We start from the raw sequence: 20867 nt of genomic DNA, 5'->3' as shown, positions 1-20867 counted from the left end.
GATGCGCAGACAGCCGCCGGTGGGCCATACTACCCACATGGTCTAGGGCGGCGACGCCCGTACATAATGGAGGAATGCATACATGTTGGGATTATTCTTGGGGATCACCCTGCGCTTCACGGCGGCAGGGGTCGTCGTGGGCCTGCTCGGCGTTGTGGCGCTGGCAAGCCATCAGCGCAGCCGACGGGCACTGGCGTTAGCGGTCGAGACGCTGGGGCTGTTCGTGCTGGCGACGGGGTGGCTGTACTTCACCCTGCCGGAGCCGAGTCTGGCGACCACGGTGTTGGGCAACCTGCTGAGCCTGGTGGTGATGGCACTGGTCGTGGCCGCCAATGCCGGGTCGCCGGTCCGCGTCGATTGGCGGCAGTTCGCCCAGCCGGGTAAGCACGCCAAAGACCGGCAGGACGTCACCCCCAAGCAGCCGGCTAAGCCGACGAAGATGGGGCGGCAGTTCGCCAAGCTGGCCGGGTTGGGCGTGGCACTGATGGTCGTTGCGTGGGGCGTGTTCACCGTGATGGGGATCGTCGACGCCAAGCAGATCGCGCTGGCGACCCCGGTGGTCAGTCGCGACTCGACCAGCAAGGCGCCGATGCCGGTCGTCGGGAGCCAGAAGGCACAGGCCCCAGTGGTCAACGCGCCAGCGACGGTCCTGACGCAGGTCAACAATTCGCTGAGCAACATCCCGAACGCTAACGTCTACGAGGTCAAGCACGTGCGCGCGCAGATCAACGACGGCAAGCTGGTGTACGTGGCCCCGCTCGATTTTGACGGCAGCTTCTTCCGCTACCTGCGCTACAAGCAGGTCGATGGTTACTTCACCGTGGACGCGACCAGCAAGTCTGCGGCGCCGAAGTTTGTTAAAAAAGCGATGCGGTATACCCCGGCAGCGTACTTTGGTAAGGACGCCAAGCGCCTGATGTACGCGGCGACGGCCAACTCCGGGTACGTGCTGATGGCCAACGCGCCGCAGCTGGAGATTGCGACCGATGGCACACCGTACTACGTCGCCACCTTAGTGCGGCGCTACGGCGTGACCAACCGCCAGGATTTTCGCCACAAGGCGGTCGTGACCCTGAATGCGGAGACCGGCAAGCTGAAGTTCTATAAGAACTTGAGTCAAAAACCGGCCTGGCTGGACGTCGCGATCGATCCGACCACGGCCAGCGACCAGGTCGCCGCGTGGGGCAGCGAACGTAACGGGTGGTGGAACGCCAACGGCTTCGGCGGTGCGCGCACCGGCGTGATGATCGCGGTCAGTGGCGCCGGCACTGAGGGCAATGACAATGACGTGACGCCCGTGATGTACGACGGCCAGATCTACTACCAGCAGGCGCTGACCTCGGCCAAGTCGACCCAGACGTCGGTGATGGGCTATACCTTCACCGATGCCGCGACCGGTAAGACCTACTATTACCGGGAGCACCATGATGCGATGACGCCGGACCGGGCGCAGAAGCTGGCCAAGGACATGATGAAGCAGACCGGCTGGAAGCCGAAGATGCCGATGCTCTACCGGATCGACGGGCGCCCGACCTGGGTCGTCTCCATGCTTGACTCGTCCAACGCCTTCCGCAGCTATGTCTACCTGCTCGCCAGCGGCAACGGCACCCAGAGCACTGTGGCGACCGGCGACAGCGCGGACGCCGCGCTGGCCAAGTACCGCAGCCTCTTCGGGGATGACCCGACCGCCAGCGCCACGACCGGTAAGAAACGGGCCGTGACCGGCACCGTGCAACGCATCAGCCTGAGCGGTGACACGATGAGCTTCCTGCTCCAGGGTCAGGCCGTGGTCTACACGGTCAGCACCAAGACTGACCCACTCGCCCGCTTCATCCAGCCTGGCGACCAGCTGACCTTCACCGCCCGTGTGGCGGACGCGCAAGGCAGCGTCGTCGGCCAAGTGGGGAACGCGGCGCTGAAGTAGGCGGGTCCCTGGATGAGCGCACGATAACCGACAAAGGCCGCCGTACCGATCAAGGTGCGGCGGCCTTTGTCTGTTCCCGCCCTTCTAAGTAGGGGGAGCCTAAATTGCCCACCATTTAATCCTTGAAGTGGTAAACTGGAGGGGTAAAAAGGGGAGGCGCACACAATGGCAAACGAGTTGTTTACGGATTACTTTTTTGATGAACCGGCATTCAATACCCATGATGGCGGCTACGTGCCGCTGGTCGTCGATCCGGCCCCGGCCCAACCGCTGGCGATCCCGCCGCTACTGCAGCCGGATGCGGAGACGGAGACCGACGTCTGGTACACGGTGACGGCCATGGCTGGTGAGACCCAGATCCTGCCGGGGGCGAAGACCCGGACATGGGGGTATAACGCCAGTCTGCTGGGGCAGACCATCGTCTACCGGGTCGGGAAGCACATTCACGTCACGCTCCAGAACCACCTCAAGGAGCTGACGACGTTCCACTGGCACGGCTTGGCGGTCAGCGGGCCCTATGTCGATGGCGGGTGTCACGCCCCGGTCTATCCGGGCGAAAGCAAACAGATCGACTTCACCCTCGACCAGCCGGCGGCGACGACGTGGTTGCACGCGCACCCGTGTCCGAGCACAGCCGAGCAGGTTTGGCACGGGCTGGCGACGATGGTGATCGTCAAGGACGACCACGAGGACCAGCTCCCATTGCCGCACACGTACGGGGTCGATGATATCCCGCTGGTCCTGCAAGACCGCCGCTTCCACGCGGATAACCAGTGGGACTACCGCGCCGACTACGATCCGGACGGCGTGCAGGGGCCGACGGCGATGATCAACGGGACGGTCAATCCCGTCTTCGACGTCACCACGCAGCGCTTGCGCTTGCGCCTGCTGGATGGGGCCAACCGGCGGGAATGGCGGTTGCACCTGAGCGACGACCTGCCGTTCACCCAGATCGCCGGAGATTCTAGCTTGTTGCCCGAGCCGGTTCGGCTGACCAAGCTGATGCTGACCTGCGCGGAGCGCGCCGAGGTCGTGCTGGACTTTGCCGGTTACCACGACGGCGATGAGGTGCGCCTGTACAGCGACGACGTGCCGATCGTGACCTTCCGTATCCACGCCTTCGCTGCGGCGACCACGCCGCTGCCGGCCCACCTGCTGACGATCCATGCCCCGCAAGTCGCGGCGACGACGCCGATCCGCCAGATCGTGATGAGTGGCATGGACGAGGAAGTGATGCTGGATGGCAAGAAGTTCAACATGCAGCGCATCGACGCGACACAGCCGGTCGGCCTGGCGCAGTATTGGGACGTCACCAACACCAACACGATGCACGGCGGCATGGTCCATCCATTCCATGTGCACGGGACCCAGTTCCTGGTCGTCTCGCGCAATGGCCACGCCCCGTACCCCAACGAACACGGCTACAAGGACACAGTCGGCGTCAACCCCGGTGAGACCGTGCGGCTGCTGGTCCGCTTCGACCTGCCCGGCGTCTACATGTACCACTGCCACATTATCGAACACGAGGATGGCGGCATGATGGCGCAGATCCAGACCTACGACCCGAACAGGCCGATGCCGCACTACCATTTGATGGACATGGATACCCTGATGAAGGCCTTCGCCACGGAGCGCGGGATCGATCCGGCCGATTTGTGGATGGCGGGGATGGACGCCTACCACGAGATGGGGATGGAGATGTAGTCAGCGACACCGGACATGACGATCGCGCCACGCCGCAACTTTGGTTGCCGCGTGGCGCGATTTTTGGCGTGCGTAACCGCCGCTGGTTATTGCCCGGGCAATAATCAACGGCCCCTTTGACGGCCTCCGCCTTGGTCGCTAAGCTGAGCTTAGCGACCAAGGCGGTAATAATTGGGCGGGGGTGAAACTTTTGGGCCCAAACCGGCCACTAATGGGGCGAAAGGAGGGGGCTTATGACACTAACGGCGCACGAATTGTCGCTGGCGAAGCGCGCGGTGCGCGGGGACCGCACTGCGCTGGAGCGACTGTTGGCGGGGCGTGGGGACTATCTGTACCGGACCGCTTACTTGTACGTGGGCAACGAACAGGACGCCTTAGAGTGTCTGCAAGAGGCCACGACGCAGGCGGTGGTGGCCGTGCGGCACCTGCGCGAGCCGGCGCTATTTGTCACCTGGTTCACGCGGATCCTGATCCGGCAGGCGCAACGCGTCTACACGTTGCGGGCCAGTGAGACCCCGACGCTGGCCGTCGGGGAGCAGGCCCCGGCGCCGCCGGCAGACCTCGAGCAGCATGTGGACCTGCTGGCGGCGTTCACGCAACTCAAGGCGGAGTACCGCCAGACCCTGCAGTTATTTTATTACCAAGACCTGCCGATCCGCGAGATCAGCCGCTTGCTCAACACGCCGGAAGCGACGATCAAGACCCGGCTGCGCCGGGGACGCGCGGCACTCAAAACAATACTAGGAGGAGACTACTATGGCTGATCGATCGAATCGCCAAGTTATGCACGACCGCTTCGACCAGATCCCGGTACCACGCGCTGCCGTGGCCGCGGCGATCACACGTGGGGTGAAGGCGGCCCCATTGCCGCACCGACTGCGCAAGCAGTTGTTGGCCGCGGCGGCGGCCTTAATGTTGGGGACTGCGGGACTGGCGGCGTTCAATCCAGTGGTCGGCCAGGCCTTCGATAACGCGGCTTGGCTGTCCAGCTTCTACCTGCTGCACGGCGACCGGGATCACTTCAACACCTTCCACGTGACGGGGGTGGCCAAGGGGCTGAATCAAACTGTGACGTCACATGGGCTCACGGTGCACCTGACCGAGGCGTATTACGCCGGTGCGACTGTGGGTGTGACCGGGGAGATCACCGGCATGACCGCGGCGCAGCGTCACATGAACGGGGAAGACGAGCTTTCCTTGGCGGTCGGCGATACCGGCGCGACGCCGGTATCGCTTGTGTCGTCTGATTTTCAGGCAACCAAGACGGGCTACCGCTTCCGGTTACGGTACGACGTGACCGCGGCGCCGACGCCGAGTGCGCTAACGCTGCCGCTACACGTCACACACATCGGGCCGGTCGCCGGTCGGTGGTCGTTCAACTTGAAGTTGCACCAGCCCGCCCCGGTCGTGACGACACTCGGACAGCAGGGCCTTGCGACCGGGGCCGCCGGGGTGACGTTCACCCCGCTCACCATGACGACTGACGCACACGGAGCGGCGCTGCGCTACCGGATGACCGTCGATCGGCAGCGTGACGAACCGGTTGCCGAGATCGTGGCGCTCAAGGATGCGGCAGGCCACGACCTGATCGACCGGCGCGATGGGTTGGTGGTGCATGACGCCGGGGCCGTCAACACCCTGCCGTTGAAGCAGGCCCTCGTCAGCGGGCAAGCGTACACAGTCACGTTCGGGTACACGCCGGTTGGTGGCCAGCACGACGAGCGGGTGGCCTTAACGCTCGTCTTGGTCCCTTGAACGGGGCAAGGCGACGGTTAGCGGACTGATGTGGGCTGGTTGACGAGATGACGAAGACCTGACGGCCGAGAAGGCGGTCAGGTCTTTTTGACGCCAGCGCGAGGCGTGTGCGGGCACCGTGATGTAGGCCGCGTATCAGTGTGACGTTATCGTAATGATTAACGTCAGACATCAACTTGGTTGCGTCGGCGCGGCGCGGTCTGCTATGCTTAATTTGTTCCGTGGAACCGCTTTATTCAGCCCGTCCTTGGCGCGCAAGGACGGGCACACTAGTGAGGGGGCGCTTGCATGAGGATCCATAAAGTCCTGAACAACAACATCGCCATTGTGCGGGATGCACAGGGGCGTGACCAGATCGTTTCGGGGCGCGGCCTGGCTTTTGGCAAGCGTCCCGGTGATGAGATCCAAGACGCGGTCGTCACGCAGACGTTCACGTTGCAGACGAAGAGCACCGCTGCCTTGGCGCAGCTGCTGGCGGAGATCCCCTATATCTACCTGCAGCTGACCGGGCAGATCCTGACGCAGGCGCGCCAGGCAGGGCTCGACTTGCACTCCGGCGCGGTGCTGACGCTGGCGGACCACCTGTACACGGCGGTCCAGCGGGCGCAGGCCGGTGCCAGCGTCCCGAATGTCATGCTGTGGGAGACGCAGCGGTTCTACCCCCGTGAATTTGGGGTCGGGGTGGCGGCGCTGGCGCTGGTGCAGGCGAAGCTGAACGTGACGCTACCGGCGGATGAGGCCGGCTTCATCGCGTTCCACTTGGTCAACGCGGAGACTGGCAGTGAGGGCTCAGATGCCGCGAAGATCACGCAGCTGATGCAGGAGACCCTGAACATCGTGCGCCACCATTTTCACTTCGAACCGGACCGCACCACGCCGGATTACAGCCGGTTCATCACGCACCTAAAATTCTTCGCTCAGCGGCTGTGCCGCAGCGAGGCGATGGCGACGGTGGATGCGGGGCTGCTCGAGCTGATCAACCAGCGCTACTTGGCGCCGGCGAGCTGCGCCCAGAAGATCAGTCGGTTTCTTCAGGGGCGTTACGGGTACACCGTGACGCCGGCGGAGTGCGCGTACTTGACGCTGCACATCGAACGGCTGGTGTACCGACAGGCCGCCCAGTGACTAGGGCGGGGGACCCGAGATTAGCGTAGATGTGCGCCGACTGAACTGGCGCGCATCCGCGCACAGGGCCTGGGCCCACTGCGGTCGGCCCAGGCCGCGTGTTTTTGTCAGATCGTTGGATGGTTACATTCAGTTGGCCAAACCTTCGGAAAGAAAACTCTTTCAGGAGGCACTATCATGACAAAGTATGATCAATTAGCCACAGACATTATTGCGCGGGTCGGGGGCCGGGAGAACATCCTCGGGCTCACCCACTGTGTGACCCGCCTGCGCTTCAAGCTCAAAGACGAACGCTTGGCCGATACAGACGCCCTCAAGGCGATGGCCGGTGTGGTGACGGTGATGCAGTCCGCCGGCCAGTACCAGGTGGTGATCGGCAACCACGTCCCGGATGTGTACGCAGAAGTCGTGCGCGTCGGCGGGATCGAGACCGGGACCGGGGGCGATGCCCCGAAGAAGATGAAATTCGGTGACCGGGTGATCGACCTGATCTCCGGCATCATGATGCCAGCCCTGGCGGTCATGTGCGCCGGGGGGATGATCAAGGGGCTGGCGGTGATCCTGATGATCACCGGTGCGCTGACGGACAAGTCCGGCGCGTACATCCTGCTCAACGCGATCGGGGACGCGACGTTCTACTTCTTCCCGGTCGTGATCGGCTTCAACGCGGCCAAAAAGTTCAACATGACGCCATTCCTTGGGCTGATCATCGGGGCGGCCCTGCTACACCCGACGGTCAACGGCGTGGATCTGAACTTCTGGGGCATGAACTTCAACGCCTCCTACAGCTCGACGATCCTGCCGGTGATCTTGATGGTCGCGCTGGCGGCACCGCTTGAGCGCTGGCTCAAACGGGTGATCCCGGATGTGATCAAGACCTTCGTCGTCCCGATGCTGACGCTGCTGGTGATCGTCCCGCTCGGCTTCATGCTGATCGGTCCGGCGGCCAACCTCGTGTCGCTGGTGCTGACGCAAGGGATCGAAGCCCTGATGAGCTTCAGCCCGATCCTCGCCGGGCTGGTGCTCGGGGCGACCTGGCAGCTGCTGGTGATGTTCGGCGTGCACATGATGCTGATCGTGATGGCGATGATCCCGCTGGCGGCAGGGCAACCGACCGCTTTGCTGACGCCGATCATGTGGGTCTCGTTCGCACAGACCGCGGTCGTGATCGCGATCTGGCTCAAGTCGCGGGATAAGAAACTCAAGGGTATCGCGCTGCCGGCGTGGATCTCCGGGATCTTCGGGGTCACGGAACCGGCGATCTACGGGGTGACGCTGCCGCGCATGAAGATGTTCGTGCTCTCTTGCATCGGCGGTGGGCTGGCCGGCGCACTCAGCAGCGGCTTGGGTCTGGTGACCTACCGCATGGGCGGCATGGGGATCTTCGCGATCCCGGGCATGCTCAGCACCGAAAACGCGAGCCGCGACTTGATGTTCGCCGGGCTGTGCCTGGCGACGGCCATGATCCCGACGTTCATCGCCGCTTATGTGATGTACCAAGATGATCCGGTCACTAACGCGATCGAAGACGCCGCGTTGCCGGGCGGGTCGCGGTTGGAACGTGATACCGTGTTGACTAGCCCGATGACCGGCCAGCTCGTACCGCTACGCGACGTGCAAGACGGCGCGTTTGCCGGTGGGGCGCTGGGCGAAGGGATCGCAATTGACCCGACAGACGGCCGCGTGGTGGCGCCAGCCGACGCGACGGTGATGACGGTTTTTCCCACCAAGCACGCGATCGGTCTGATCACGGACACCGGGGCGGAGGTCCTGCTTCACCTGGGGATGGACACCGTCCAGCTGGGCGGTGAGCACTTCGACGTGGCTGTCGAAGCCGGCCAGCACGTGCAGGCCGGCGACCTGCTGGCGACGCTCGACTTGGCGGCGATCCGCGCCGCCGGTTACGCGATGGTGACCCCGATGGTCGTGACCAACACGGGCGATTACCTTGATGTGATCGCCGAGCTGACGAACGACGCGACGATCACGGCGGGCGCGCCGCTCTTGACCCTGATCGCCAACACCCAAGACGCAATGGAGGTCAGTGCCCATGCCGTTTCCGAATGAGTTTCTCTGGGGGGCCGCGCTGGCCGCCAACCAATGTGAAGGGGCGTGGGATGAGGATGGCAAAGGCCCAAGCGTGGCCGAAAACTTGACCGCGGGTAGCCGCACCCAACCACGCCGCTTCGTGGCGGAGCTGAACCTCGAGGATTATTTTCCGTCGCACACCGGGGTGGACTTCTACCACCGCTTCGAAGAAGACATTGCACTGTTCGGCCAGATCGGCCTGAAGTGCCTGCGCCTGTCCATCGCGTGGAGCCGGATCTTCCCTCATGGCGACGACGACGAGCCGAACGAGGCCGGCCTGCGCTTCTATGAGCGGGTGTTCACCGCGCTGCGCGCCCAAAACATCGAGCCGCTGGTCACGCTCAGTCACTTCGAGATGCCGTACCACCTGGTCACCGCCTATAACGGCTTCGCGGACCGGCGCGTGATCGATCTGTTCGAGCGCTACGCCGAGACCTGCTTCACCCGCTACAAGGGGCTGGTGCGCTACTGGCTGACGTTCAACGAGATCAACTTCGGCACGCTGAGCGCCGGGCGGCTGATCGGCCTCGGGCTGCGCGCGGCGGCGCAGGCCGACTACTTCTTCGCCACCGGCGACGCGACTGAGCAGTACCAGGCGTTGCACCAGGTGTTCCTCGCCTCAGCGAAGGCCGTCAGCGCCGGGCACCGGATCGATCCGGCCAACCAGATCGGCTGTATGCTCGCCTATGGCATGACCTATCCGAGCACACCCAAGCCCGCCGATGTGCTGGCGACGCAGGCGCGCATGGATTGGTTCAACCACTTCTGTGGGGACGTCCAGGCGCGCGGCACTTACCCAGCCTTTGCCAAGGCCCGCCTGGCGAAAATGGGCGTGACGCTGGCCGTCACACCGGAAGACGCCGCCACGCTAAGCGCCGGGACTGTCGATTTTTACTCGTTCTCCTATTACGCCAGCGCCTGTGCGTCCGCCTCGGGCACCGATAACGGGGAAGGCAACCTGATCATGGGGGAGAAAAATCCGTACCTGGCGACCTCGGAATGGGGCTGGCAGATCGACCCAGATGGCCTGCGCCTGACGTTGAACCGCCTGACCCAGCGCTACCAGCTGCCGCTGCTCGTGGTCGAAAACGGCCTCGGGGCGGTGGACACGCTGGAAGCCGGCGCGGTGCACGATCCGTACCGCATCGACTACCTCCGGGCGCACATCGTTGCGATGCACCAGGCGATCGAAGAAGACGGCGTCGACCTGCTCGGCTACACGCTGTGGACCGCACTCGACGTGATCTCAGCCGGGACCGGCGAGATGGCCAAGCGCTACGGTCTGATCTATGTGGACCGTGACGACAACGGTGACGGCACGCTCGACCGAACGCCGAAGGATTCCGCCGCGTGGTACCGCGAGGTGATCGCGAGCAACGGGGCGGTCGCGCTGACCGAAGCAGCGCGACCGGCGGTGAGCGAGTAACGCGATGAACCGCGAATGAACCAAAGACAGGCACGCCGCTGGCGTGCCTGTCTTTGACGTGGGCCGGAGGGGCACACGACCAATTTTTAAATTGGCGCATTGCTTCAAATGAGGCGAGCAGGGGCGCACCGCCGCGCCCAATCTCAAATTGGTCGTGTGGTCGCAGCGAGTGCCCCGGGGGCCGCCTTGCGCCGCTCTGGGTCGTCGAGCTGCGGACCCGCAACGCTGGCGCGGCTAGCTGCACTCAGCACGTCGAGCCTAAGTGCGGGCTCAACGCACTGAGTGAGACTAGCCGTCCCGCTAAGCCCGCGAGTCCTTCGCTCTGGCTCGTCGAGCTGCGGTCCCGCAACGCGGGCGCGTCTAACTCCGATAAGCACATCGCGCCCAGGCCTGGGGGTCAACGTGCTTGACTAGGCAACCTGTCGCCCTAAGTACGCCTCCGCTCCGCCCTGGGCATTCACCAATTCTTCCCCGCCCATGCGAGCATGTCGGCGTTTTGCTGGTTCAAAAGGGGTGGGAGGGCGTCGAACGGCCAGTAGCGCACCTCGACGGTCTCATCGGTCTGGGCAGTCAGCGGGGCCCCACCGATCTGCTCGACGCGGTAGAGCATCGCGATGGTGTGGGCGACGTCGCCGTTAGGGTAGCGGGTCTCGCCTTTATCGAACAGCTGCCCGGCACTGGCGACGCGGACGGCGATGCCGGAATCTTCTTGGTATTCGCGCACGATCGCTTCCTCGTAGCCTTCGCCGTACTCGAGGTAGCCGCCGGGCAGGCTCCAGTTGCCGGTGTCGGTGCGCAGGTTCAACAGTACCTCGTGGCGGTCGTTGAGCAGAATCCCGGCGCAGCAGTTGAGGATGATCGGGGTGTGGCCGACGAGGCCGCGGATCATTTTGATATAACCGTAAGTCATCAAGACGCCTCCTTTTGTGTCCAGCATACCCGAAAAAGTGGCGGCCGGGTGTTATAATTCGATTAATGATGACGGAGGTGACCGTGATGCAGATCGCGCTGATCGAAGATGACGACCGCACCCGCGCCGCGAACGCGGCGCTGTTCGAGGCGGCCAGTACCCCAGCGGCGCCGGTGTAGGTGACGGGGTTCGCGTCGGCGGAGGCCTACCGCTTCGCCCATGCGACGTTCGACTTGCTGGTGCTGGACATCCGTCTCGGGGGGATGGACGGAATGGCGCTGGCGCGCAGTGTGCGGGCGGTCGAGCCGACGGTGCCGCTGGCGTTCGTGTCTAACTACGACGAGTACGTCTTCGAAGGCTACGACGTCGACGCGCTGGCCTACCTGATGAAGCCGCTGACGGCGGCGAAGGTGACCAGCTTGTTGGCTAAGGTCGCGGCGCGCCAGCCGGTGCAGACGCTGCTGGTCGAGGCCAGCGACGGGCCACAGCGCGTCCCGCTGTTCGACCTGATGGCGATCGAGGTCGGTGACCACAGCCTCGCCTTTCACCTGCAGGACCGGACGCTGACGGCGACTGGGCAGCTCAAGGACTACCGCGACCTGCCGGGCTTCATCCAGATCTACCGCTCCGTGGTGGTCAACCTGAGCTTCATCCGGCGGCTGGCCGGCAACGACGTCGAGATGGCGGACGGCACGCGCTACCCGGTTTCCCGCCAGCAAAAAACCAGGGTCAAAACCGCCTTCTTCGCGCACTACCGGGGGTTAGCTGATGATGACCGCTAGTTTACTCGCGCTGGCAGGCCTGACGCTGATCCAGCTGCTCGCGAACGCGGCGCCGGTGCGGGGCCAAGTCGCGACTAGCGGGCTAGTCCTCGCCTTGGCGGGGGTGATCGGTTGGGGCCGGTGGCCAGGGGCAGTCGCCGGCCTGCTCGCGGTCGCGGCGCTGGCGAGCTGGGGCTGGACGTGGCGGCAACGCCGCCCGGCACGGGCGTGGGCCAGCGGGGGCACGCTCCTGCTCGCGGCGGCACTCAGCCCGTGGGTCGGGGCGCGCGTCGCAGTCGCTGCGGTGCTGGTGATCGGCGGTGAGCTGCTCTGGGCGAGCCAGCGGCACTGGCGCGTGAGGGGCCTGGCGGGGGCGCTGGTGCTCGTCGCGCTGGTGGGTCTGTGGTTGACCCATGGCGTTGCGCTGTTGGCGGTCGCGGCCACCGGGTGCCTGGCGGTGCTGACGCTGGCAACGCTGATCGCCAGGTTCTTGGCCCAACAAGACGCGGTGTTCGCGGTCAGCCTCGATCATATGATGGCGCAGTACAGTCAGGAGGTGCAGTCGCTGTATGCGAATATGCGCGGCTGGCGGCACGACTACCATGACCACCTGCAGGCGCTGAAGGCGTACCTCGACACGCTGGAGGACAAGCTCGACACCGTGGACACGCTGGTGCACTCGGGCGATCCGGTGCTCGACGCGATCGTCAACGCGAAGCTGACGCTGGCGGAACGCGCGCAGATCCCGACCAACGTGAAGGTGTTCGTCGGCACGCAGCCGCTGATCGACGACCTCGACTTGGTCGTGATCGTCGGCAACCTGCTGGATAACGCGCTGGAGGCGATCGAGGCGCAGCCGGCCGGTGAACTGCGGCGCCTGCGCGTCTATATCGCGATCCTCAAGCAGCAGCTGTACATCAGCGTGACCAACACGCGGCCCGCCGATCAGCAGATCGATGTGCAGTTCGCCTCGACCAAAAACGACAAGCGCGGCCTCGGCATTCGGCGTATCAATCAGCTGGTCGCACGCTACGGCGGGGTGATCAACCGCCAGTACGAAGATGCGGTGTTTGTCACTGAGATCGCCATCCCACTTACGCGGCCAGAATGACCGTTCACGCGAAGAAGCGCCGAGCCCGGCGCTTTTTGTGTACAGTAAGGGCAGGAAATAAAGGGGGCAACATCATGGCAAAATCAAACGTGCCGTACTCGCTGGCCAACAACTTGCGCTGGTACTGGGGCGTGTTGCGGCGAGCGCAACCGAACCTGCAGTGGAGTCTGCTAGGCTATGTGGCGACGACCGCGATCCTCGGGATCGTCAGCGTCGCGCTACCGGCGTGGCTCGTCGCGCTGCTGGCGACTGCGGCGCACTTCGACCGCTACGTCGGCGTCGCGCTGGGACTGGCCGCGGCGGTCGCCGGGGCGACCGCCATGCATTATTTTTTCGATATGCACGGCAATAACTTCAGTGGCAACCTGCGCGGGAAACTTCAGCTGCGCGCCCACCGCGACGCGTTCGCGATGGACTATCAGACCCTGATCCGGCCGGAGACACAGGACCTGTATAGCCGGGCGAACGACAACGCCCTGAGCTGGACCCTGGCCGGGGGGCAGGCGATCTTCTTCGGCCTTGAGATGCTCTTGGCCGACGGGCTGACGATGCTGATCTTTGTGGTCACGCTGAGCGCGTTCACACCGCTGGTCCTGTTCCTGGTGCTGCTCGCCGTCACGATCAGCTACCTGGCCCTGCAGCGCTACCGGCACTGGTACGCGGCGAACAAGGGCGAATGGAGCAAGACCGCCAAGCAGAAGTACTACCTACGGCGCACGGCGTACGAGCTCGCGAACGGCAAGGACATGCGCTTGTACAAGACGCATGGCTGGTACCACGACCACTTCCAGGCGCTGGTGGACACGCGGATGGCGTGGCAGCGTAAGCGCAGCACGCGCGAGATGCTCAGCGAGATGATCGCGGAGTTCGCCGGGTTGATCCGCGACGCGGTGGCGTACGGGACGCTGATCCTTGGCGTCGCGGCGGGGACGCTCAGTCTGAGCCGCTTCACGCTCCTGTTCGGGGTGACGAACCAGTTCGTCGCGCTGACCAGTCGGCTGCTGGCGGACTGGGACCGGCTGACGAAGGCGAGCCTAGACCTGCAGGAGCTGCGCGCTTTTTATGACATGGCCGATGTTGAGACCGGGACGGTCACGCCGGCCCAGCAGGCCGCACTGGCCCAACGGCCGGTCGAGATCACCTTCGATCACGTCTCCTACGCTTACCCCGGCGCCGAGACCGACAGTCTGGTCGACCTCTCGTTCACGATGCACGGCGGCGAGAAGCTGGCACTGGTGGGGATCAACGGCGCCGGCAAAAGCACGCTGGCGCGGCTGATGATGGGGCTGTTCACCCCGACGCGCGGGCGGATCCTGGTCAACGGGATCGACGCCGCGACGCTGCCAGCCAGCGCGCGGTACGCGCTGTTCGCCCCGGTGTTTCAGACCAGCGAGCTGATGGCGACGACCGTGGCCCAGAACGTGGCGCTGGCCGCGACGCCCGATGCCCAGCGGGTCACGCAGGCCCTCGCGCAGGCGGGGTTGGCCGATAAAGTCGCCAGCCTGCCCCAAGGGGACCAGACCCAGATGACACGCAACATTGACGACGACGGGGTCGAGTTCTCCGGCGGTCAGCTACAGAAGCTGATGCTGGCGCGGGCACTGTACAAGGACGCGCCGGTCTTGATCCTGGACGAGCCGACCGCCGCGCTGGACCCGCTGGCCGAAAACGAGATCTACACCGAGTACGCACAGCTGACGGCGCACAAATCGGCGCTGTTCATCTCGCACCGGCTGGCCTCGACCCGCTTTTGCGACCGGATCATCGTCCTGGCCAACGGGCGGATCACGGCGCAGGGGAGCCACGCGGCGCTCATGGCCCAAGACGGCGATTACGCCCAGATGTATTGCGTGCAGAGCAAGTATTACCAGCAGGAGGTGACCGCAGATGAAGACTGAGAAGCATCTGGTACAGCGGTATTGGGCGATCGTAAAGGTCGTGACCGCGCTGGATAAGGTGGCGCTGCCTGCGCAGTTCGGGTACGCGCTGACGAGCATCGCGGTGCCGTACCTGAACATCGGGTTCCTCGGCATGCTGCTGATCGCCTTGCAGGCGCACCTGGCGCGCGAACGGCTACTCGCGCTACTGATCGGCTTTCTCGTGCTGCGCTTCGCGCTGACCGGGCTGAATGGGTGGATGAAAAAACTGGCGGCGGACCACACCGAGCTGGTGAACGACCGGCTGGATGCGCGGACGACAGAGAAGCTATTGACGATCAGCTTCCCGGATTTTCAATCGACCGAGATGCGTGAGGCGTATGAAGGGGTCCGGCGCGGGACCGCGATGAACGGTGGGATGACCGGGCTGCTGGAGAACGGCTTCCGGCAGGCGTTCTCGCTGCTGATCGCCACGGTGCTGGCGGTCGGGACCCTCGTGACACTGGCGCGGGGGCACGTGCAGGCGGCCGCGATCGGGGCGCCACTGTTCAACACGCCGTGGTATCCGGTGGTGCTGGTCGTGCTGCTGGCGCTGCCGCTGGTGGTCGGCAGTTGGGCGGTCGGGCGCGCCAGTACCCGCCAGCGGGAGATGATCAGTAGCATCCTGGCTCACAACCGCAGCTTCACGTACTTCACGAACTTCGTCGAGGACTTCAAGCACGGGGAGCTGACCCGGCTCTACGGGGCGGACCAGCTGGTCATGGCGGCCGAGGAAGTGGAACAGCAAGCCGGCAACGACAACTACTGGTATGGGCAGCTGGGCTACTTGCAGTACACGCTGATCCCGAACATCGCCTTCAACCTCCTTGTCGGGGGACTCTACGTCTTGATCGGCTTGCAGGCCGTCGGCGGCGGGATCGCCATCGGCACCGTGCTGATCGCGGTCGGCTACTTCCAGCAGTTCATGGCGGCGTTCAATGACTTCATCGGCGAGGTCGGCTGGTACAACAACATGGTCGACTACCTCCAGTACTACGTCAGCTTCTTTGCCATGCCGGACGCCGTCGATAGCGGCAGCCTGCCGGTGGAAAAACGTGACGATAACGACTTCGAGCTGCGCGTCAATGACGTCTCCTTCCGCTATCCCGGCAGCGAGACTTGGGCACTGCGGCACGTCGACTTGACCCTGCACGTCGGCGAGCGGCTGGCGGTGGTCGGGCCGAACGGTTCGGGTAAGACCACGTTGATCCTGCTGCTGACGCGGCTGTACCGGCCGACGGAAGGGACGATCACACTCAACGACATCGACATCAATAAGTACGCAGAAGACGAATACCAGAGTCTGATGGGCGTGGTGTTCCAGGACTTTCGCCTGTTCGCCTACTCGATTGCCGAGAACGTTGCCGCCAGCACCGCGCCGGATGAGGCGCGCGTCTGGCAGGCGCTGGACGTCGCGGATGTGCGTGACCGTGTGGCGGCGATGCCACGGGGGCTGCACACCCCGATCACCCAGGCGCTCGATCCGGCCGGCATCGACATCTCCGGCGGGGAGGCGCAGAAGCTCGCGATCGCCCGCGCGTGGTACAAGGATGCGCCGATCGTGATCCTCGATGAGCCGACCGCGGCGCTCGATCCGATCTCCGAGTACGAGATCTATCAGCGCTTCGACGCGCTGATCGGGGACAAGACCGCGATCTACATCTCTCACCGGATGTCCTCGACGCGCTTCTCCCAGCGTATCGTTGTCTTCGACCACGGCCATCTGGTGCAAGACGGGACGCATGACACGCTGATGGCGACGCCGGGCCTGTACCGTGACCTGTTCAACGCGCAGGCGCAGTATTACACCGACGACCGGGTCGCCGCCGAGCGTGCCACCGCAGACGAAGCCGCGGCGACCGTGGCGGAGTGAGTGGCGCACACCCGGCCAGCAAGCGGGGACATGGCGCCGGGACACACTGACAGGCCCAGTCCCGGCGTGTGCGCCGGTTGCACGCCTGAACGACCAAGAAGCCAAGTGCCGGCACTCGCCGGCACTTGGCTTCTTGACGTTGGGGGGGTCACCCCCAGAGCACGTACGGGATGCTGGCCAGCAGGGCGATCAGGCCGCCGACGAGGCTGAAGACGAGCACGATCTTGGCGGTCTGCCACGTCTCGTGCCAGCGGTTACGCTGTGCCCGCAGTGTGGTGACGTCCTCGCCGGCCATGAAGGCGAGGATCTCCTGGTAGGTGCGGACATCCGCCTGTTTTTTGGCCCGCTCGAGGCGTAATGAGGCCAGGAACGCGAGGAGAAAGAGCACGGCTGGGGGGAGGAAGGCCCAGTGACCGGGGAGAAATAGCGACGGACCGACTGCGAGCGCGCCGACCAGGCAGAAGCCAAGCATCAGCTTGACGTCGCGGTCGGTGTCTCGGGTGAACACTTGATGCTTCATCATTGATACATCTCCTTTGACTAATTCGTCCAGGGAGACGCCGAATAGCGTGCTCAGCAACAGCAGATTCTCGATGTCCGGGTAGTGCCGATCGTTCTCCCAGTTGGAGATCGTCTGGCGCGACACGTAGAGCTTCTCGGCCAGCGCGTCCTGGGTCAACCCCAGCCGCTGGCGGTTCGCTTGGATCTGGTTGCCGATCTGCATTGAGCGTCCCTCCTTGGTCTCATTGTCGCCGGGTCACGTTGAGTTTACCATCAAACCCCTGTGGGCGAGGGCTAAACGTGTTTGACACCCCGAATATTGCCCGGGAAATGATCGATCGCGGCGACTCGCCCCGCTGGCCCTGGGGCCAACCGGGTAAGCCAGACCAGCTGGCGGGCAACTAAACGATGCCGGCGACAGGGGGCTTAACTGGATGTGCGACACATAGCGCGTATACTGGAAGCAGGGCGTACTGGTCGGGGACACTTGGGCCTGGCGTGAGGGTCGAGTAGGAGGGGTCAAGATGTATTGGAAGCGTAGTTTGCTGCACGGGATCATCACCGCGCCGCTGATCGTTGGGACACTGGGGGCATTCGCCGCGGTGATGCCGTGGATGCTCGTGCCGACGGTGATTTTGACGAGCTTGTTCTGGTTGTGGCGGTATCACCGGGTCGCTTTACCGGCCACGGCGGTGCGCATGCTCGCGCCACACCTCGCTATTTTGATGGCCGAACTCGGACCGTGGTGCCTCTTGTTCACGCTGGCCCAGTATGGCTATGCGCAGGCCGTCATGCGCTGGGCGCCGCTGGTGACCCCGTTTTACGGGCTAGCGGAACTGCTCGCCGCCCTTGCCCAGCTCACGGCGTTCATGCCGGTCCTGATGCTGGTGAATTTTGGCGCGCCGCTCATCGCGGTCATGGTACTGGCCGTGCGGCGCAAGGCGGTGATCCGCTGGTCGCCCCTTGCCACGGTGAGTGGCCTAGCGCTCGTGGCGCTTGGCACTTGGTACGGGGCCGGTCAGTATCAGCACCACCTGCGCTACATTGACCGGGTCAACCTTGCGAGTGGGGTGAACACGGATGAGTACTTGCCATTTGCCAAGCACAGCCGATTGGTGCGAGTGGCTCGACCGACCGTTCAACTCACGGGGCAATTGCCTCGGCTGGACGGCGCCACGGCGGCGTACCCCGTCTACGCAGGCGCGGCACAGGCCCTGTATCCGCGAATGGGCCGCACCAAGATCGATCAGTTGGTGCAGTTGAACCAGACCGATGCCGCTTACGACAATTTGGTGCACAAGCGCTGCGAGGTTGTCTTCGCGTTCAAGCCCTCACCGGCCGAGCTTCAGGCGGCCAAGCAGGCGGGCGTCACTTTTCATTACACGCCGATCGCGCGGGAAGCGTTCATCTTCTTCGTGTCCCACAACAATGTGATCAAGGGGCTGACGACCAGCCAGATCCAGGCGATCTATCAGCGTAAGATCACGAATTGGCACGCCCTCGGTGGTCACTTGGCCCGGATCCGGGCGTTTCAGCGGCCGGCCAATTCGGGCAGCCAGACCGTCATGCAAGCGTTGGTGATGCGGGGGCAAAAGATGGCGCGGCCGCTGAAGGCGGAGGAGATCGACGGGATGGGCGGGATCTTGGCTTCGGTGGCGGACTACGAGAACGGGCCCAACGACCTCGGCTACAGCTTTCGCTTTTACACGCAGGGGATGCAGCAGACCAAGGACCTGCGCGTGCTCAAGGTGGACGGCGTGGCCCCGACAACGCAGACCATCGAAAGCGGGCGCTATCCGTATACGCTGAACCTGTACGCCGTCACGACGGGGCATGAGCGCCCGCAAGTGCGGCAGTTGCTGACGTGGCTGCAAAGTGAGCAGGGTCAGGCGTTGGTCCGTCAGACCGGCTACGTGCCGATCGCCCGGTAAGTGGCCAAGGGCGCGGCTCGCCCCAAGGCGCGCACCCCAAAACGGCATGCCGACGCGGCCGGGGCTACCTCACGCTGGCACGTCCGGCAATGTCACGACCAAGGTCCCTGGTTCGCCCATCGGGAGCCCGGCGACACGCTGGCCGGCCTTGAACGCGCAGCTCCCACCGTACGCGTCGCCGGGGGTGAGGGCATTGATCATCAGCACGTGTGCGCTGACCTTGGCGGCTTGCGCGGCGTACTCAGCGGCGCCGCCGGCCGCCCACTCCGCCGGGGTGTAGCTGATGTACAGCGGCCAGAGGGTGACATCGGCGCTTAGCGCCGCAAAGGTGGCCGGTGCGTCCCAGAAGTCTCCGCACAGGCCGATACCGATGCGGTGCCCCGCGTAGTCGAAGGCGACCGGTTGGGTGCCTTCGCGGTAGACGGTGCGATCCACGTGCCCTTCGCGCCAGCCGGGGGTGATCCGGCGGTAGTTGGCGAGGCGTCGGCCGGTGCGGTCGAGGACGAGGTAGCTACTGTACAGGGTGTCGCCGTCACGCTCGATGTAACCGGTCGCGATCCCCGTCGCCTGTGCGCGGGCGTAAGCGGCCAGCGCCTGAAGCTCGGGACCGTCCAGCGCGAGGCCGCGCGACAGATCTGTGAGGGGCGCCCAGGTCAAGCCATCGAAGCCCTGCAGGAAGGCCTCGCCGAAGCACACAAAGTCGCATCCGGCGTTAGCGCGGACGAAGCGGTGTAGCGTCTGGCGGTTCAGCGACAGCGCGCCGTTCAGGCTGGGGGCGGCGGTCAGGGCACAACGCATGAGATCAGCTCCTTGAGTCAAGATGGCTTAAGTATACCGCAGCGCGAGCCTGAACTCGCTTCGGTTGTGTGCTACACTGGCTTTGAAAGAAGGTCATTCATGATGAAAATTACGATCGTAGGCGCTGGCGGCATGGGCAGTCGGTTCGCCTTGATGCTGCATCGCAGCGGCGCCGATGTGACGCTGGTCGATGGCTGGCAGGCCAATGTCGATGCGATCCGCGCCGACGGGCTACAGGCTGACTTCAACGGGACGCCGGTCGTGGCGAAGCTGCCGATCTATACGCCGGCCGACATCGCGACCAGCGGCGTGCAGGCGGATCTGATCATCGCTTTCACCAAGTCCAACCAACTCGCCGACATGTTCGCCCAGATCCGGCCGATCATCCATCCGGACACCTATGTGCTGTGCCTGCTCAATGGGCTGGGGCATGAGGACGTACTGGGCCAGTTCGTTGCGCGCGACCATCTACTCTTGGGGATCACGATGTGGACGGCCGGCATGACCGGGCCGGGGCACGTGCGGCTGCTCGGGGACGGGGAAGTCGAACTCCAGAACTTCGCCCCGGCGGGTCACGCGTTCGCGCTGGACGTCGTCTCGGTCTTCAAGCAGGCGGGGTTGAACCCGAAGTACTCACCGGACGTCCGGGCCTCGATCTGGCGCAAGGCCTGCGTCAACGGCACGCTGAACAGCCTGTGCGCGTTGCTCGACTGCAACATCGGCCAGCTAGGCCAGACGCGTGAGGCCACCCCGTTTTTGCGCGAGATCATCGCCGAGTTCGCGACCGTCGCGGCGGCAGACGGTGTCACGTTGGATCAAGATGAGGTTTGCCACCATGTCGCGGAGACATTCACCGCGGACATTGCCGCGCACTACCCGTCGATGCACCAGGACCTGGTCGTCAACCACCGCCTGACGGAGGTCGACTTCATCAATGGCGCAGTGGTGCGCAAGGGGCAACAGCACGGTATCCCGACGCCGTACAACACCATGCTGACGCAGTTGATCCACGCCAAGGAGCAGCTGGTCCACGCCCAGTGACCC

15 protein-coding genes and 1 pseudogene are annotated in these 20867 nt (G+C 64.4%); 13 read left to right on the top strand and 3 right to left on the bottom strand.

Features of this window, described 5'->3' with window-relative positions; translation table 11 throughout:
• Positions 1-82: 82 nt before the first annotated feature.
• The 7 genes from HII33_RS00190 to HII33_RS00160 all read left to right on the top strand — a co-directional run bounded on the left by HII33_RS00190 (position 83) and on the right by HII33_RS00160 (position 10022).
• Positions 83-1924, top strand: a complete 1842-nt coding sequence (locus HII33_RS00190; protein ID WP_179393784.1) for a hypothetical protein — start codon at positions 83-85, stop codon at positions 1922-1924.
• A 165-nt stretch (positions 1925-2089) separates the two neighbouring features.
• A complete protein-coding gene (locus HII33_RS00185) occupies positions 2090-3628 on the top strand; it encodes a multicopper oxidase family protein (protein WP_179393783.1) in 1539 nt (512 codons plus the stop codon).
• Positions 3629-3861: 233 nt separating this feature from the next.
• The gene (locus tag HII33_RS00180; RefSeq protein ID WP_179393782.1) at positions 3862-4392 is read left to right on the top strand and encodes a sigma-70 family RNA polymerase sigma factor; all 531 of its coding nucleotides are present in this window, start codon (positions 3862-3864) and stop codon (positions 4390-4392) included.
• Complete coding sequence (locus HII33_RS00175; RefSeq protein ID WP_179393781.1) at positions 4385-5383, top strand: DUF4179 domain-containing protein; 999 nt, start codon at positions 4385-4387, stop codon at positions 5381-5383. Before HII33_RS00180 ends, HII33_RS00175 begins: the two co-directional genes overlap by 8 nt.
• 288 nt (positions 5384-5671) lie before the next feature.
• A complete protein-coding gene (licT, locus tag HII33_RS00170) occupies positions 5672-6508 on the top strand; it encodes a BglG family transcription antiterminator LicT (protein ID WP_179393780.1) in 837 nt (278 codons plus the stop codon).
• 177 nt (positions 6509-6685) lie between these two features.
• On the top strand, positions 6686-8575 hold the full coding sequence (locus HII33_RS00165; RefSeq protein ID WP_179393779.1) for a beta-glucoside-specific PTS transporter subunit IIABC: 1890 nt from the start codon (positions 6686-6688) through the stop codon (positions 8573-8575).
• Complete coding sequence (locus HII33_RS00160) at positions 8559-10022, top strand: glycoside hydrolase family 1 protein (RefSeq protein ID WP_179393778.1); 1464 nt, start codon at positions 8559-8561, stop codon at positions 10020-10022. The genes HII33_RS00165 and HII33_RS00160 overlap by 17 nt, the downstream gene beginning before the upstream one ends.
• Before the next feature lie 457 nt (positions 10023-10479).
• Here HII33_RS00160 and HII33_RS00155 read toward each other — a convergent pair whose 3' ends face one another.
• The gene (locus tag HII33_RS00155) at positions 10480-10932 is read right to left on the bottom strand and encodes an NUDIX hydrolase (protein ID WP_179393777.1); all 453 of its coding nucleotides are present in this window, start codon (positions 10930-10932) and stop codon (positions 10480-10482) included.
• A gap of 179 nt (positions 10933-11111) precedes the next feature.
• On the opposite strand from HII33_RS00155, the gene HII33_RS00150 reads away from it, so the two are divergent.
• The 4 genes and pseudogenes from HII33_RS00150 to HII33_RS00135 all read left to right on the top strand — a co-directional run bounded on the left by HII33_RS00150 (position 11112) and on the right by HII33_RS00135 (position 16593).
• Positions 11112-11714, top strand: coding sequence for a LytR/AlgR family response regulator transcription factor (locus HII33_RS00150; protein WP_343036814.1), 603 nt, complete (start codon positions 11112-11114; stop codon positions 11712-11714).
• A 283-nt stretch (positions 11715-11997) separates the two neighbouring features.
• Positions 11998-12815 (top strand): annotated as a pseudogene (locus HII33_RS00145) (sensor histidine kinase); the annotation flags it as partial.
• Between the two features lie 63 nt (positions 12816-12878).
• On the top strand, positions 12879-14702 hold the full coding sequence (locus HII33_RS00140; RefSeq protein ID WP_179394672.1) for an ABC transporter ATP-binding protein: 1824 nt from the start codon (positions 12879-12881) through the stop codon (positions 14700-14702).
• A complete protein-coding gene (locus tag HII33_RS00135; protein WP_179393776.1) occupies positions 14692-16593 on the top strand; it encodes an ABC transporter ATP-binding protein in 1902 nt (633 codons plus the stop codon). Before HII33_RS00140 ends, HII33_RS00135 begins: the two co-directional genes overlap by 11 nt.
• 148 nt (positions 16594-16741) lie before the next feature.
• Here HII33_RS00135 and HII33_RS00130 read toward each other — a convergent pair whose 3' ends face one another.
• On the bottom strand, positions 16742-17317 hold the full coding sequence (locus HII33_RS00130) for a helix-turn-helix transcriptional regulator (RefSeq protein WP_179393775.1): 576 nt from the start codon (positions 17315-17317) through the stop codon (positions 16742-16744).
• Between the two features lie 301 nt (positions 17318-17618).
• On the opposite strand from HII33_RS00130, the gene HII33_RS00125 reads away from it, so the two are divergent.
• The gene (locus tag HII33_RS00125; RefSeq protein ID WP_179393774.1) at positions 17619-19025 is read left to right on the top strand and encodes a PstS family phosphate ABC transporter substrate-binding protein; all 1407 of its coding nucleotides are present in this window, start codon (positions 17619-17621) and stop codon (positions 19023-19025) included.
• Positions 19026-19094: 69 nt separating this feature from the next.
• Here HII33_RS00125 and HII33_RS00120 read toward each other — a convergent pair whose 3' ends face one another.
• A complete protein-coding gene (locus HII33_RS00120; protein WP_179393773.1) occupies positions 19095-19823 on the bottom strand; it encodes a carbon-nitrogen hydrolase family protein in 729 nt (242 codons plus the stop codon).
• Positions 19824-19925: 102 nt separating this feature from the next.
• Between HII33_RS00120 and HII33_RS00115 the strand changes: the two genes are divergently transcribed.
• On the top strand, positions 19926-20864 hold the full coding sequence (locus HII33_RS00115; protein WP_179394671.1) for a 2-dehydropantoate 2-reductase: 939 nt from the start codon (positions 19926-19928) through the stop codon (positions 20862-20864).
• The last annotated feature ends 3 nt before the right edge of the window (positions 20865-20867 follow it).

Origin of the sequence: Lacticaseibacillus absianus, assembly GCF_013407595.1 — a bacterium.
Lineage (GTDB): Bacteria > Bacillota > Bacilli > Lactobacillales > Lactobacillaceae > Lacticaseibacillus > Lacticaseibacillus absianus.
Note: the sequence above shows the minus strand (reverse complement) of the source record. Positions and strands in the feature narration are given on the sequence as shown.

What these genes read in the sequence shown, in the direction of transcription:
- HII33_RS00165 (WP_179393779.1), top strand. Translation starts at nt 6,686, where the DNA reads ATGACAAAGTATGATCAATTAGCCACAGACATTATTGCGCGGGTCGGG.
- HII33_RS00155 (WP_179393777.1), bottom strand. Translation starts at nt 10,932, where the DNA reads ATGACTTACGGTTATATCAAAATGATCCGCGGCCTCGTCGGCCACACC.
- HII33_RS00115 (WP_179394671.1), top strand. Translation starts at nt 19,926, where the DNA reads ATGAAAATTACGATCGTAGGCGCTGGCGGCATGGGCAGTCGGTTCGCC.
- HII33_RS00125 (WP_179393774.1), top strand. Translation starts at nt 17,619, where the DNA reads ATGTATTGGAAGCGTAGTTTGCTGCACGGGATCATCACCGCGCCGCTG.
- HII33_RS00190 (WP_179393784.1), top strand. Translation starts at nt 83, where the DNA reads ATGTTGGGATTATTCTTGGGGATCACCCTGCGCTTCACGGCGGCAGGG.
- HII33_RS00180 (WP_179393782.1), top strand. Translation starts at nt 3,862, where the DNA reads ATGACACTAACGGCGCACGAATTGTCGCTGGCGAAGCGCGCGGTGCGC.
- HII33_RS00175 (WP_179393781.1), top strand. Translation starts at nt 4,385, where the DNA reads ATGGCTGATCGATCGAATCGCCAAGTTATGCACGACCGCTTCGACCAG.
- HII33_RS00135 (WP_179393776.1), top strand. Translation starts at nt 14,692, where the DNA reads ATGAAGACTGAGAAGCATCTGGTACAGCGGTATTGGGCGATCGTAAAG.
- licT (WP_179393780.1), top strand. Translation starts at nt 5,672, where the DNA reads ATGAGGATCCATAAAGTCCTGAACAACAACATCGCCATTGTGCGGGAT.
- HII33_RS00120 (WP_179393773.1), bottom strand. Translation starts at nt 19,823, where the DNA reads ATGCGTTGTGCCCTGACCGCCGCCCCCAGCCTGAACGGCGCGCTGTCG.
- HII33_RS00140 (WP_179394672.1), top strand. Translation starts at nt 12,879, where the DNA reads ATGGCAAAATCAAACGTGCCGTACTCGCTGGCCAACAACTTGCGCTGG.
- HII33_RS00185 (WP_179393783.1), top strand. Translation starts at nt 2,090, where the DNA reads ATGGCAAACGAGTTGTTTACGGATTACTTTTTTGATGAACCGGCATTC.
- HII33_RS00130 (WP_179393775.1), bottom strand. Translation starts at nt 17,317, where the DNA reads ATGCAGATCGGCAACCAGATCCAAGCGAACCGCCAGCGGCTGGGGTTG.
- HII33_RS00160 (WP_179393778.1), top strand. Translation starts at nt 8,559, where the DNA reads ATGCCGTTTCCGAATGAGTTTCTCTGGGGGGCCGCGCTGGCCGCCAAC.